This is a genomic window from Streptomyces sp. NPDC001002 (assembly GCF_053599215.1).
Genome location: NZ_JBSFLV010000070.1, coordinates 35,433 through 48,706, shown reverse-complemented (window position 1 = coordinate 48,706; position 13,274 = coordinate 35,433). Strand labels below are relative to the sequence as shown.

Below are 13,274 nucleotides of genomic sequence, written 5' to 3'. Positions count from 1 at the left end.
CAACCGGCGGAGCCTATCGTCGAGGCCATGTTCGCCGTCTACGCCGCCCGAATCGACCGCGACCAACCGCTCGCCGGACTGGAGCTGGGGGATCGCGCCAAGAAGGCTCAGGGCTCCACGAGGGGGCGCGCCTTCGGGCGGGCTCAGTCCTCCGGCAGGACCGTGATCTCCGCCCAGATCGTCTTGCCGTCCGTCGTGTGCCGGCTGCCCCAGCGCTCGGTGAGCTGCGCGACCAAGAGCAGACCGCGGCCCCCCTCGTCCCAGGTCTTGGCGCGGCGCAGGTGCGGAGCGGTGTGGTTGGTGTCGGACACCTCGCAGATCAGCGTCGTGGTGTCGTGGATCAGCCGCAGCCGGATGGGGTGGGCGCCGTACCGGATGGCGTTGGTGACGAGCTCGCTCACCACCAGCTCCGCGGTGAACGCGGCCTCCTGGAGCTCCCAGACGTCGAGCTGCTCGACGACCTGCTTGCGGATGGGCGAGACGAGCGCCGGGTCGGCGGGGATGTGCCAGGTCGAGACCTGGGAGGCGGGCAGCCCCCGGGTGCGGGCCAGCAGCAGCGCCACGTCGTCGGCGACACCGCCCGCCGGCAGCAGCGTGTTCAGGACCCGGTCGCAGGTCTCGTCCAGCGAGTCGGAGTACGTCGCCAGCGCGTCGTGCAGCAGCCGGTGGCCCGAGTCGCCGTCCCGTTCCCGGGACTTGATCAGGCCGTCCGTGTAGAACGCGAGGACGCTGCCCTCGCGCACGTCCAGCTCGGCGGACTCGAAGGGCAGCCCGCCCAGACCCAGCGGCGGCCCGGCCGGCAGGTCGATCTGCCGGGCCGCACCGCCGGGCGTGACCAGGACCGGCGGTGGATGCCCGGCCCGCGCCAGGGTGCAGCTGCGGGACACCGGGTCGTAGACCGCGTACAGACAGGTCGCGCCGACCTCGCCGGGGTTGCCCTCGCCGCCGGCCTCGGTGGACAGCCGTACCACCAGGTCGTCGAGGTGGGTGAGCAGTTCGTCGGGGGCCAGGTCGATGTCGGCGAGGGTGCGCACGGCGGTGCGTAGCCTGCCCATGGTGGCCGAGGCCTGGATGCCGTGTCCGACGACGTCCCCGACGACCATCGCGACGCGCATCCCGGACAGCGGGATCACGTCGAACCAGTCGCCGCCGACCCCGGCCCGCGCGGCTGGCAGATAGCGCGAGGCCGCCTCCACGGCGGCCGTGCGCGGGAGCCTGCGGGGCAGCAGACTGCGCTGCAGGGCGAGGGCGGTGTCGCGTTCGCGGGAGTAGCGGCGGGCGTTGTCGACGCAGACGCCGGCCCGGGCGGTGATCTCCTCGGCCAGCAGTACGTCGTCGGCCGTGAACGGGTCCGGTCTGCGGTAGCGGCGGAAGACCGCGACCCCCAGGGTGGTGCCGCGGGCCTGGATCGGCACGGACATGGACGAGTGGATGCCGTACTCCCTGACCCGGTCGCCGCGCGGTTCGTTGTGCGCGAGCCACTCGTCCAGGTCGCCCCCCGACACCGAGGCGACGACGGACCGGCCCGCGACGAGGGAGTCGGCCTGGGGCGAGCCGGTGGGGTAGATCTCCAGCTGCCCGGGCTTGATCACGGCCTCGGGGCTGCCCGGGTTCACCGACCCGTGCGCGGCGCGGCGCAGGCCGAGCGGGGCGATGAGCCGCAGCGGTGGCTCGCCGTGCTCCTGCGGGTCCAGCAGATCGACGCTGACGAAGTCGGCGAGCGCGGGCACGCAGACGTCCACGAGCTCCTGCGCCGTCCGTGTGACGTCGAGGGTGCTGCCGATCCGGACGCTCGCCTCGTTGACCAGCTGGAGCCGCTCGCGGGCCAGATAGTGCTCGGTGAAGTCGTGGCCGGTCAGGCAGACGCCCTGGACGTGTCCGGCGGCGTCGATGAGCGGGGCGAGCCGGGTCAGCTGGGCGGTGGCCTTGCTGAGGCCGCTCGGGCGGACGTACGTGGGGATGTCCCGGGGCAGACCCGAGGCGAGCACATCGGTCAGGTGCTGTTCGAGCTCCGTGTTCTCCGAGCGGACGCCGATGTCCGAGACCCGCAGGCCGATCACCTGGCCCGCGGGCAGGTCGACGATCTCGGTCATGCGGTCGTTGAGCCAGCGCAGGCGCAGCTGCCGGTCGCAGACCAGCATCGGGCACGGGGACTGGGCCAGCGCGGCCGCGGTCAGAGTCTCGTGCGGCGGGTCGAGGTCCGTGATGTCGGGCGGAACGACGGCGTGCCAGGTGTCCGGGGCGTCCGGTGTCGAGGCGCGCAGGGCGAGCAACCGGACGGACACCGTGTGCCCGTCCCGGTGACGCAGGGCGAGGGGGCCGCTCCACCGACCGTCGGCCGGCGTGCCGGACGGGGCGTCGGCGGGATCGGCCAGGAGAGCGGCTGCGGGCCGGCCCAGCACCTCGGTCTCCGCGTACCCGAGCAGCCGTCGGGCGCCGGTGCTCCACCGGACGACAGCGCCGTGGACGTCGATGACGGCCCGCGCGGTCGAGGCATCGTCGAACGGATCCACCGGGCTCATCGTCGCCACTCCATCGCGCCTACGCACAGTGATCAGGTGCGTAACTCGTGTTCCAGCCTAGTGCGTCCCGCCCGCGCGTGAACGACAAACACCGAGCACGCGGCAGGGGCGGACGACAGGGCGGGTGACCAGGTGGGAGCCGGAACGCACGGCGATCTTGCGGCGGCCGGGCAGCGGCGGCGACCGGGCGGCCCCGCCGTCGGGCGTGGCCGCTGGGGCAGAAGGCGCTTTCCGCACCCTTGACGTGGTGGTGTGGCAGGTCGTCAGAATCTGTTTGTTCGCGATCAGTTGCACGATCAGTTGTGAGTACTTCTGGGCCCTGATGAGGGAGAGCCGCCATGACGGTCACTCGCAGATCGGTTTTGCTCGCCTCCGCCGTCGCGCCCGCGGCCGGAACACTCCTCGCCACCCCGGTCGCCCGGGCCGCCGAGACCGCCGTCCGGGGCGGAGTCGGCCGCCAAACGGTCGCGCTGCGCGACGGCTGGCGCTTCGCGCTCGTCGATCCGGGCGGCCTCACCGACCCGACCGGCGCCTACGCACAGGCCGCCGACCCCGCCTACGACGACTCGACGTGGCGCGAGGTCGCGGTCCCGCACGACTGGAGCATCGAGCAGACCCCCACCACCGAGCACGGCACCACCAGCGGCACCGGCTTCTTCCCGGGCGGCCTCGGCTGGTACCGGATCGCCTTCATGCTGCCGCCCGCCTTCGCCGGCCGCCGGATCTCGGTCGAGTTCGACGGCGTCTACATGGACTCGTACGTCCACTGCAACGGCACCGAGGTTGGCCGCCACCCCTACGGGTACACCGGCTTCGCCCTCGACCTCACCGACCTCGTGCACACCGACGGCGTCACCGAGAACGTCATCGCCGTCAAGGTGCAGAACCAGCTCCCGAGCAGCCGCTGGTACTCGGGCAGCGGCATCTACCGCGAGGCCCGCCTGGTCGTCACCGAACCCGTCCACGTGGAGCGCTGGGGTACGTACGTCACCACGCCCGAGATCACCGCGGACCGTGCCGTCGTACGGGTCGCCACCGCCGTGCTGAACGAGTCCGGGGCCGCGAGCCAGGTCGAGATCAGGTCGAAGGTGAAGGACCCGCGCGGTCGGACGGTGGCCCGCGCCACGAGCATGGTCGCCGTCACCGACCGGACCGTCGAGACCCATGAACTCGCCGTCCCCGAACCGAAGGTGTGGGACTTCGCGGCCCCGCACCGCTACACGGTGGAGACCGAGCTGCGCGTCGGCGGCGAGGTGGTCGACACCTACCGCACCGCCTTCGGCATCCGCACCTACCGCTTCGACCCGGCCGAGGGCTTCTTCCTCAACGGCACCCACGCCAAGATCAAGGGCGTCGACCTCCACCACGACCAGGGCGCCCTCGGCGCCGCGATCAGCATCGACGCCGTCCGCAGACAGCTGACCATCATGAAGGCGATGGGCGTCAACGCCTTCCGCACCTCCCACAACCCGCCCTCGCCGCAGATCGTCGAGGTCTGCGAGGAGTTGGGCATCGTGATGATGGTGGAGGCCTTCGACTGCTGGCGGACCGGCAAGACGAAGTACGACTACGGCCGCTTCTTCGACGAGTGGTGCGAGAAGGACGCCACCGAGATGGTCCTCGCGGCCCGCAACTCACCCGCCGTGGTGCTGTGGTCGAGCGGCAACGAGATCCCCGACTCCACCGCCACCGCCGGTCTCGCCATGGCCGACCGGATCATCGCCGCCATCCGGGCCGCCGACGACACCCGCCCGCTCGTCATCGGCTCCGACAAGTACCGCAGTGTGCCGCGGAAGGGTTCGGCCGCGGACCTGATGCTCGCCAAGCTGGACGGCCTCGGCCTCAACTACAACACCGCCAAGTCCGTCGACGCCCTGCACGCCGCCTACCCCGGCCTGTTCCTCTTCGAGTCCGAGTCCTCCTCGGAGACCTCGACCCGAGGCACCTACCAGGAGCCGGAGCACCTCAACACGGGCGAGAACCACACGCCGGGCAAGCGGGCGACCTCCTCGTACGACAACAACCTCGCCTCCTGGACCATGAGCGGCGAGTACGGGCACAAGAAGGACCGGGACCGGAAGTGGTTCGCGGGGCAGTTCCTGTGGTCCGGCATCGACTACATCGGCGAGCCGACGCCGTACAACGTCTTCCCGGTGAAGGCGTCCTTCTTCGGCGCCGTGGACACGGCAGGCTTCCCCAAGGACATGTACCACCTTTTCCGGAGCCAGTGGGTCGACGAGCCGATGGTCCATCTGGTGCCCATGACCTGGAACCACGAGAAGGGCGCCACGGTCGAGGTCTGGGCCTACTCCAACGTCGAGGCGGTCGAGCTCTTCCTGAACGGAAAGTCCCTCGGCACGCGGACGTTCGACACGAAGAAGACCACGGACGGCCGCGCCTATCTGGAGACCACCGAGGCCACCGGCGACGACAAGACCTTCACCGACGGCCCCTACCCGGGCAGCTACACGAGCCCCAACGGCAGCGCGGGCAAGCTCCACCTGACGTGGAAAGTGCCGTACAGGCCGGGGGAGTTGAAGGCGGTGGCCCGCAGCGACGGCAAGGTGGTGGCCACCGATGTGCTGCGCACGGCGGGCGAGCCGCATGCCGTACAGCTCACCGCCGACCGCAAGTCCCTTGCGGCGGACGGCCGTTCACTGGTGTTCGTGACCGCGGACGTCGTCGACGCGCACGGCGTGGTGGTGCCGGACGCGGAGCACCTGATCACCTTCGACGTGCGGGGCGGCTCGCTCTCCGGACTCGACAACGGGCGCGAGGAGAGCGCCGAGCGCTACCAGGCGACCACCCGAACCGCCTTCCACGGCAAGGCACTTGCCATCGTCCGCTCCGGCACCAGGCCAGGCACCCTGAAGGTGACCGCGCGGGCGGAGGGGCTGCGGACGGGCGCGACGACCGTGCGTACGACGCATGCGGGGTCGGTCGCCCTCACCGCACCGGCGAGGTTCGAGCCCGAAGCGCCCGCCGCCGTGAACTCCCCGCACGCGGACGCCAGTTACTCCGGCCGCCCGGACACCCTGCCCGCCGCGATGCTCGACGGTGACGCGGCCACCGGCTGGTCCAACGGCTTCGCCAAGTCGGCCACGGCTCTCCTGCCCGCGTTCAGTGGCGCCCGGCTCGCGGACTGGGTCTCCGTCGACTTCGGGCGGACCCGGAACCTCGACCGGGCGGAGATCTCCTTCACCGTGGACGCGACCCACAGCCTGCCCAAGTCCGTGGCGGTGGAGGTGTGGGACGGCCGTCGGTATGCGCCGGTCACGGGAGCGGCTGTCGAGTGGGCCACTGCCTCGGACGCTCCGACCGTGGTCACGTTCGACGCCGTACGTGGCTCCCGGGTGCGGCTGACCCTGACCAGCTCTCGGCCGGGTGAGGCCGCCGGTGCGGTGCGGATCAGCAGACTGGAGGTGCCGGCGGGCTGAGGCGGCCTGACGGTCCGGACGGGTTGCTTGGTTCGAACGGGCCGCATGGTTCGGACGGTTCGGGCGGGAAACCATGCGAAATCAGTCCCGTCCCGTCCGGACCGTTGACGAGGTGTCATGACACGAACACCATGAACCGCGTCCGCATCTGGGAGCGCTCCCACCTTGAGCGATGGTGAGCGTCGCCCGCCCCTCCGCCCGAGGAGCCCAGACGTGAAACGACGCAGAACCGCCCTGCTGACCCTGACGGCCCTGCTGGGAGCCCTGCTCACCGGGCTGCCGGCCGGTCCGGCCGCCGCCGACGAGGTCGAGCAGCTCAAGAACGGCACCTTCGACACCACCACCGAGCCTTGGTGGACGACGAGCAATGTCACCGCGGGTCTGTCCGGCGGACAGCTCTGCGCGGACGTACCGGGTGGCACCACCAACCGCTGGGACGCCGCCGTCGGCCAGAACGACCTCACCCTCGTGAAGGGCGAGTCGTACAAGTTCGCCTTCACCGCGAGCGGTTCGCCCGCGGGGCACGTCGTGCGGGCGATCGTCGGGCTCCAAGTGGCGCCGTACGACACGTACTTCGAGGTGAGTCCGGAGCTGAGCGTCTCCGGTGACGGCTACGCGTACACCTTCACCTCGCCCGTCGACACCACTCAGGGGCAGGTCGCCTTCCAGGCCGGTGGGAGCGCCGACGCCTGGAAGTTCTGCATGGACGACGTGTCGTTGCTCGGTGGTGTCCCGCCCGAGGTGTACGAGCCGGACACCGGGCCGCGGGTGCGGGTCAACCAGGTCGCCTATCTGCCTTCGGGTCCGAAGAACGCCACGCTGGTGACCGACGCGACCGCGAAGCTGCCGTGGCAGCTGAAGAACGCCGGTGGGACCACGGTCGCGCACGGCTGGAGCGTGCCGCGCGGGGTCGACGTCTCCTCCGGGCAGAACGTCCACTCGATCGACTTCGGCGGCTATCGCAGGCCGGGCACGGGCTTCACGCTGGTCGCCGACGGGGAGACCAGCCGCCCGTTCGACATCGGTACGAGTGCCTACGAGCAACTGCGGGTCGACGCGGTGAAGTACTACTACACACAGCGCAGCGGCACCCCGATCCGCGACGACCTGCGTCCGGGGTACGGGCGTGCCGCCGGGCATCTCAACTCGGCCCCGAATCAAGGGGATTACAACGTTCCCTGCCAACCCGGCGTCTGCGACTACACCCTTGACGTCACCGGCGGCTGGTACGACGCGGGCGACCACGGCAAGTACGTCGTCAACGGAGGTATCGCCACCTGGGAGTTGCTGAGCACGTACGAGCGCTCGCTGCTGGCCCGCACCGGGCACCCCGGCCGGCTCGGGGACGGCACCCTCGCCCTGCCGGAGAGCGGCAACAAGGTGCCGGACGTGCTCGACGAGGCACGCTGGGAGCTGGAGTTCCTGCTGAAGATGCAGGTGCCGGACGGGCAGCCGCTGGCCGGCATGGCCCATCACAAGATCCACGACGAGCAGTGGACGGGCCTGCCCCTGCTGCCGAGCGAGGACCCGCAGAAGCGCGAGCTGCACCCGCCGTCCACCCAGGCGACCCTGAACTTGGCGGCGACGGCGGCTCAGGCGGCCCGTCTGTACCGCCCCTACGACCGCGCCTTCGCGACGAAGGCCCTCACGGCAGCCCGCAAGGCGTGGACGGCAGCCCTGGCCCATCCCGCGATGTACGCCTCCGAGAGCGATGGCACCGGCGGCGGTGCCTACCCCGACACGAACGCGACCGACGAGTTCTACTGGGCGGCTGCGGAGCTGTATCTCACCACCGGTGACAGGGAGTTCAAGGACTACGTCCTCAACTCCCCGGTCCACAGCGCCGACATCTTCGGCAGCCTCGGCTTCGACTGGGGCCGCACGGCCGCCGCAGGACGCCTCGACCTCGCGACCGTGCCGAGCCGGCTGCCCGGCCGCGACAAGGTGCGCGCGTCGGTCGTCAAGGGCGCCGACGGCTACCTGTCCACGCTCAAGTCGCAGCCGTACGGCATGCCGTACGCACCGCCCGAGAACGTCTACGACTGGGGCTCCAGCCACCAGATCCTCAACAACGCCGTCGTCCTCGGCACCGCCTACGACCTCACCGGCGCCTCCAAGTACCGCGACGGCGCGGTGCAGAGCATGGACTACATCCTCGGCCGCAACGCGCTGAACATGTCGTACGTCACCGGCTACGGCGAGGCCAACTCCCACAACCAGCACAGCCGTTGGTACGCCCACGAGCTGGACCCGAACCTGCCGAACCCGCCGCGGGGCACCCTCGCCGGCGGCCCGAACTCCTCCATCCAGGACCCCTACGCACAGAGCAAACTCCAGGGCTGTGTCGGCCAGTTCTGCTACATCGACGACATCCAGTCCTGGTCCACCAACGAGACGGCGATCAACTGGAACGCGGCCCTTGCCCGGATGGCGTCTTTCGTCGCCGATCAAGGCTGACCTCGTCCGAGCCGTCCTGACTGGAGTCGGCCTCACCGCCCATGAGCTCCCCCGGGCGCTCATGGGCGGTGAGAGTGTGCAGGCGGGCCTGGTCCAGCGGCTGGTGCATCTCGACGTACTCACCGTGCGGCAGCCGCTTGATCAGGCCGGTCTCCCGGCCGTGCAACACCAGCTCCCGGTCCCGGAGTTGGAGCCCCAGGCAGATGCGGCGGGTGGCGACGAAGACGACGGCGGGCAGGACGAACACCGCGATGCGCACGGTCCAGGTGACGGTGTTGATCGACAGATGGAGGCGGGTGGCGACAATGTCGTTGCCGCCGCCCGCCAGCAGGATCAGGTAGAGGCTGATCCAGGCCGCGCCGATCGCCGTGCGGGTGGGGCGGTTGCGCGGGCGGTCCAGGAGGTGGTGCTCCCGCTTGTCGCCGGTGAGCCGGGACTCCAGGAACGGATAGACGCCGATGAAGACGAGGAGGAGCGGGAAGACGACGACCGGGATCAGCACGCCGAGTACCAGGGTGTGCCCCCACAAGCTGATCTCCCAGCCCGGCATCACGCGCACCAGACCCTCCGCGAAGCCCAGATACCAGTCGGGCTGCGCGCCCGTGGAGACCTGGTCGGGGCGGAAGGGGCCGTACACCCAGACCGGGTTGATGGCCGCCACGGCCGCGATCAGGGTCAGTCCGCCGAAGACCAGGAAGAAGAAGCCGCCCGCCTTGGCCAGGTAGACCGGCATGAACGGCGTGCCGACGACGTTGCGTTCGGTCCTTCCCGGGCCCGCGAACTGGGTGTGCTTGTGATACACGACCAGCAGGAGGTGCAGCACCACGAGGGCGGCCATGACGCCGGGGATCAGCAGGACGTGCAGCGAGTAGAAGCGCGGCACGATGTCGTGGCCGGGGAACTCGCCGCCGAACAGGAACATCGAGAGGTACGTCCCGACGATCGGGACCGACAGCAGAGCGCCGTTGACGAACCTGAGGCCCGTGCCCGACAGCAGGTCGTCCGGCAGCGAATAGCCCATCAGGCCCTCGAACAGGCCGAGGAACAACAGGGTCCAGCCGAACAGCCAGTTGAGCTCGCGCGGCTTGCGGAACGAGCCGGTGAAGAAGTGCCGCATCATGTGCGTGAGCATCGCCGCGACGAAGATCAGCGCCGCCCAGTGGTGCAGCTGCCGGATCAGCAGCCCGCCGCGCACGTCGAAGCTGATGTCGAGTGTGGAGGCGTACGCCTCGGACATGCGGACGCCGTTGAGCGGGACGTAACTGCCGTGGTACGTCACCTCGTTCATCGACGGATGGAAAAAGAGGGTGAGGTAGACGCCGGTCAGGATCAGTACGACGAAGCTGTACAGGCAGATCTCGCCGAGCAGGAACGACCAGTGGTCCGGGAACACCTTGCGCAGGTACTTCCGGCCCAGGGTGTGGATGCCGAGGCGGCCGTCGAGCCAGTCGGCGACCCGCTCGCCCTTCGACGACTCCTGAGTGTTCGCCGCTTCCCGAGTCGCGGTCACGCTTCCTCCCCGTCCTTCTCGTTCCTGTCGTCCGTCTCGTCCTTGATCACGTGCGTGAGCTTGTCGGGATTGGTGACGATGTAGACGCCGTTGATCCGGTCGCCCTCGTCGGTGAGGTCCATGACCATCACCGCGTAGGCGGCGTCGCCCTCGAACAGCACGACGGCGTCGTCGCCGTTGACGCGGCGGTAGCGCAGATCCAGGCCCCGCGGATCGTGCCGGGAACCGAACTTCGTGATGAGGCGGGCCGCCTTGTCCCGGCCGTGCACCGGCCGCAGCCCCGCGGGCTTGCGGTTGCCGCCGCCGTCCGTCCACACCGTGACGTCCGGCGCGAGGATCTCAAGGAGCGCGGAGATGTCCCCGCCGAGCGCGGCCCGCACGAACCGCTCCGTCGCCTCCCGCCGCACCCGCGGATGCGCCCGGTACAGCGGCCGCCGGGCGTGCACATGGGCCCGTGCGCGGTGCGCCAACTGCCGTACGGCCGCCGGGGTCCGGTCGATGATGTCCGCGATCTCGGTGTGCGGGTACCCGAACACCTCGTGGAGCACGAACACCGCGCGTTCCAGCGGGGTCAGGGACTCCAGGACCACCAGCATCGCCAGTGACACGGACTCGGTGCGCAGGGCCGGGTCGTCGGCGCCCGCGTCGCCGCCGACCAGGGGCTCCGGCAGCCACGGGCCGACGTACGTCTCGCGGCGGCGGGTGATCGTGGTCCGGCGCTGCAGCGCGTGGTTGACGGCGATGCGGACCAGGTAGGCGCGGGGGTTGGTGACCCCGCCCGTTCCCCGGCCCGACCACGACAGCCAGGTCTCCTGCAGCACGTCCTCGGTGTCCGCGACGCTGCCGAGCATGTTGTAGACGAGTCCGAACAACAGCTCCCGATGGTCCATGAAGGCATCGGTCGCCTCGTCGGTGACATGGGTTTCGGACATAGGTGGGCCTCCCCGCTGACGCGCTCACCAATGCGAGGGGCGCAGGGGGTCGGAATGTGACATCGGACGGCCCGAATGTGACCTATGCCTCACAGAAAGGGCGGCGCGTCACAGTCGGCGACCGGCCCGCCCTCTTGAACGCGAGTCTGACGCAAGGGAGTCGACATCGTGTTCAAGAAGTGGCACGGCAACCCATGGGCGATCCTCATCACCCTCTCGCTCGGGTTCTTCATGACCCTCCTCGACCTGACGATCGTGAACATCGCGATCCCCGACCTGGGCGCGGATCTCGACGCGTCCCTCGACGAGATCCTCTGGGTCGTCAACGCCTACACACTGGCGCTGGCCGTCCTGCTGATCACCGGCGGTCGCCTCGGCGACCTGCGCGGCAAACGCAATCTGTTCGCCGTCGGAGTCGCCGTGTTCACCCTGGCGAGCCTCGCCTGCGGTCTGGCCCAGGACCCGACCCAGCTCGTCGCGTTCCGGGCCGTACAGGGCCTGGGCGCGGCGCTGTTGATGCCCCAGACCCTGTCGATCATCGCCGAGGTGTTCCCGGCCGAGCGGCGCGGTGTGGCGATGGGCATCTGGGGCACGGTCGCCGGGGTGTCCGGCGCCCTCGGGCCCATCCTCGGCGGCGCCCTGATCACCCACCTCAGCTGGCGGTGGATCTTCTTCGTCAACCTGCCGCTGGGCGCCCTCGTCCTGCTGCTGACGGCCACGATCATCCCGGCCGGCCGACGCACGGTCCGCCACCGCCTCGACACGTTCGGCGTGGCGCTCGCCTCGACCGCGCTGTTCTGCCTGGCCTTCGGTCTTACGGAAGGCCAGCGCTACGACTGGAACCGCTGGATCTGGGGCCTGTTCGTGCTCGCCGGCGTGTTCTTCGCAGCCTTCCTGCTGCACGAGCGCGGCCAGCAGACCAAGGAACCCCTGGTCCCGTTCTCGCTCTTCCGCGACCGCAACTTCACCCTGATCAACTTCGTCGGCGTCACGGTGTCGTTCGGCGTGGTCGGCATGTTCCTGCCGCTGACGATCTACCTCCAGTCCGTCCTCGGCTACAGCGCCCTCAAGTCCGGCCTGGTGCTTCTGCCCGTGGCCCTCGGCTCTTTCGTGACCGCCGGTCCGGCCGGGGCGCTCGCGGACAGGATCGGCGGCAAGTTCATCCTGATGGGCGGGCTGCTCGCCTGGGCCGGGGGACTGGTGTGGGTGGTGTCCGTCGCGGACGTCGGCTCGGACTGGCCCAGCATCGCCTTCCCCCTCCTGCTCACCGGCCTGGGCGTCGGCTGCACCTTCGCCCCCATGGCCGCCGAGGTCATGCGCGGCGTCCCGGCGGCCCTGGCCGGAGCCGCGTCCGGCGTCACCAACGCGCTGCGGCAGGTCGGCTCGGTGCTCGCGGGCGCGGTCGTAGGCGCCGTGCTCCAGGCGCAGCTGTCCTCGGCGCTGACCGACCGGGCCCGCGAGAGCGCGGGCGGACTGCCCGCCGCGTACCGCGAGTCCTTCGTCGGCGCCTTCTCGCGGGCCGAGGCGGACGTCAGCGCCCAGCAACAGGCCGGCACTCCCCAGGGGGTCCCGCAGGACATCGCCGAGCGCATGCGCGCCCTGGGCGGCCAGGTCTTCGGCCACGGCTTCGTCGACGCGATGGGCCCGGCGGTCTATGTATCCGCCGCGGTCCTGCTGGCCGGAGCGCTCGCCTGTCTGGCCGTACGCCGATACCGCGGCCCGTCCGCCAACCCGCACGCCCTGCCCGTCTCCGAACCCGAACTGGAAGAGGCCGCCTGATGACCGAGACCCGTACGGAAAAGATCGACTTCACCGCCATGTACGCGTCCCACGACGCCTTCCGACGAGACCTGGAGCGCCTGGGCCGGGCCGTGGCCGACGGCCGGGCGAACACCCCTGGGGTGCGCGCCGGTTGGGACAACTTCACGCACCAGCTCCACATCCACCACACCGCCGAGGACAGCGGTCTGTGGCCGCGTGTGAGGGACCGTGTCGCCGGGCGCCCGCGCGATCTGGCCCTGCTCGACGACATGGAGGCGGAACACTCCCGCATCGACCCGCTGCTCGCCGCCGTGGACACGGCACTGCTGGACCAGGCTCCTGAACTCCCCGACATCGTAAGGGCGTTGACGGCAACACTCGACGACCACCTCAAGCACGAGGAGGACAGCGCGCTCCCGCTGATGCAGGAGGTCCTGACCACCGCCGACTGGGCTTCCTTCACCGGCCGCATCCGAGAGACCCAGGGCCTGCGTGGCGCCGCGGTGTTCGTGCCCTGGGTCGTCGACGGCGCACCCGAAACCGACCGAGCGGCCTTCCTGAATGCCATGCCACCCCCGGTCCGCGTGCTCAACCGCCTGTTCTGGGAGGGGAGTTACCGCCGGAAGGGCCTGTGGGTCGAACCCTGAGCAGGCCG

Annotated in this window: 7 protein-coding genes; 4 read left to right on the top strand and 3 right to left on the bottom strand. The window is 70.3% G+C overall.

Going from position 1 to position 13,274, the window contains the following annotated elements; translation table 11 throughout:
* Positions 1 to 143: 143 nt before the first annotated feature.
* Positions 144 to 2,522 carry a SpoIIE family protein phosphatase gene (locus tag ACWDR3_RS28445; RefSeq protein ID WP_450355416.1) on the bottom strand — a complete coding sequence of 793 codons (2,379 nt, stop codon included), beginning with the start codon at positions 2,520 to 2,522 and terminating at the stop codon, positions 144 to 146.
* A gap of 338 nt (positions 2,523 to 2,860) precedes the next feature.
* Here ACWDR3_RS28445 and ACWDR3_RS28440 point away from each other — a divergent pair, with 338 nt between their 5' ends.
* Together ACWDR3_RS28440 and ACWDR3_RS28435 are read left to right on the top strand one after the other, a co-directional pair.
* Positions 2,861 to 5,959: a glycoside hydrolase family 2 TIM barrel-domain containing protein gene (locus ACWDR3_RS28440; RefSeq protein ID WP_450355415.1), complete on the top strand. Its 3,099-nt coding sequence runs from the start codon at positions 2,861 to 2,863 to the stop codon at positions 5,957 to 5,959.
* A 213-nt stretch (positions 5,960 to 6,172) separates the two neighbouring features.
* Positions 6,173 to 8,416, top strand: coding sequence for a glycoside hydrolase family 9 protein (locus tag ACWDR3_RS28435; protein WP_450355414.1), 2,244 nt, complete (start codon positions 6,173 to 6,175; stop codon positions 8,414 to 8,416).
* Here ACWDR3_RS28435 and qcrB read toward each other — a convergent pair.
* Both qcrB and sigJ read right to left on the bottom strand, forming a co-directional pair.
* Positions 8,361 to 9,926, bottom strand: a complete 1,566-nt coding sequence (qcrB, locus tag ACWDR3_RS28430; protein ID WP_450355413.1) for a cytochrome bc1 complex cytochrome b subunit — start codon at positions 9,924 to 9,926, stop codon at positions 8,361 to 8,363. The two genes, ACWDR3_RS28435 and qcrB, sit on opposite strands and share 56 nt — an antisense overlap.
* Entirely contained in the window at positions 9,923 to 10,858 is a 936-nt protein-coding gene (gene sigJ, locus ACWDR3_RS28425; RefSeq protein ID WP_450355412.1) for an RNA polymerase sigma factor SigJ, read from the bottom strand. The genes qcrB and sigJ overlap by 4 nt, the downstream gene beginning before the upstream one ends.
* Before the next feature lie 168 nt (positions 10,859 to 11,026).
* On the opposite strand from sigJ, the gene ACWDR3_RS28420 reads away from it, so the two are divergent.
* Together ACWDR3_RS28420 and ACWDR3_RS28415 are read left to right on the top strand one after the other, a co-directional pair.
* A complete protein-coding gene (locus tag ACWDR3_RS28420) occupies positions 11,027 to 12,637 on the top strand; it encodes an MFS transporter (protein ID WP_450355411.1) in 1,611 nt (536 codons plus the stop codon).
* Positions 12,637 to 13,266, top strand: a complete 630-nt coding sequence (locus ACWDR3_RS28415) for a hemerythrin domain-containing protein (protein WP_450355410.1) — start codon at positions 12,637 to 12,639, stop codon at positions 13,264 to 13,266. Before ACWDR3_RS28420 ends, ACWDR3_RS28415 begins: the two co-directional genes overlap by 1 nt.
* Positions 13,267 to 13,274 lie beyond the last annotated feature (8 nt).

What these genes read in the sequence shown, in the direction of transcription:
- ACWDR3_RS28445 (WP_450355416.1), bottom strand. Translation starts at nt 2,522, where the DNA reads ATGAGCCCGGTGGATCCGTTCGACGATGCCTCGACCGCGCGGGCCGTC.
- ACWDR3_RS28440 (WP_450355415.1), top strand. Translation starts at nt 2,861, where the DNA reads ATGACGGTCACTCGCAGATCGGTTTTGCTCGCCTCCGCCGTCGCGCCC.
- sigJ (WP_450355412.1), bottom strand. Translation starts at nt 10,858, where the DNA reads ATGTCCGAAACCCATGTCACCGACGAGGCGACCGATGCCTTCATGGAC.
- ACWDR3_RS28415 (WP_450355410.1), top strand. Translation starts at nt 12,637, where the DNA reads ATGACCGAGACCCGTACGGAAAAGATCGACTTCACCGCCATGTACGCG.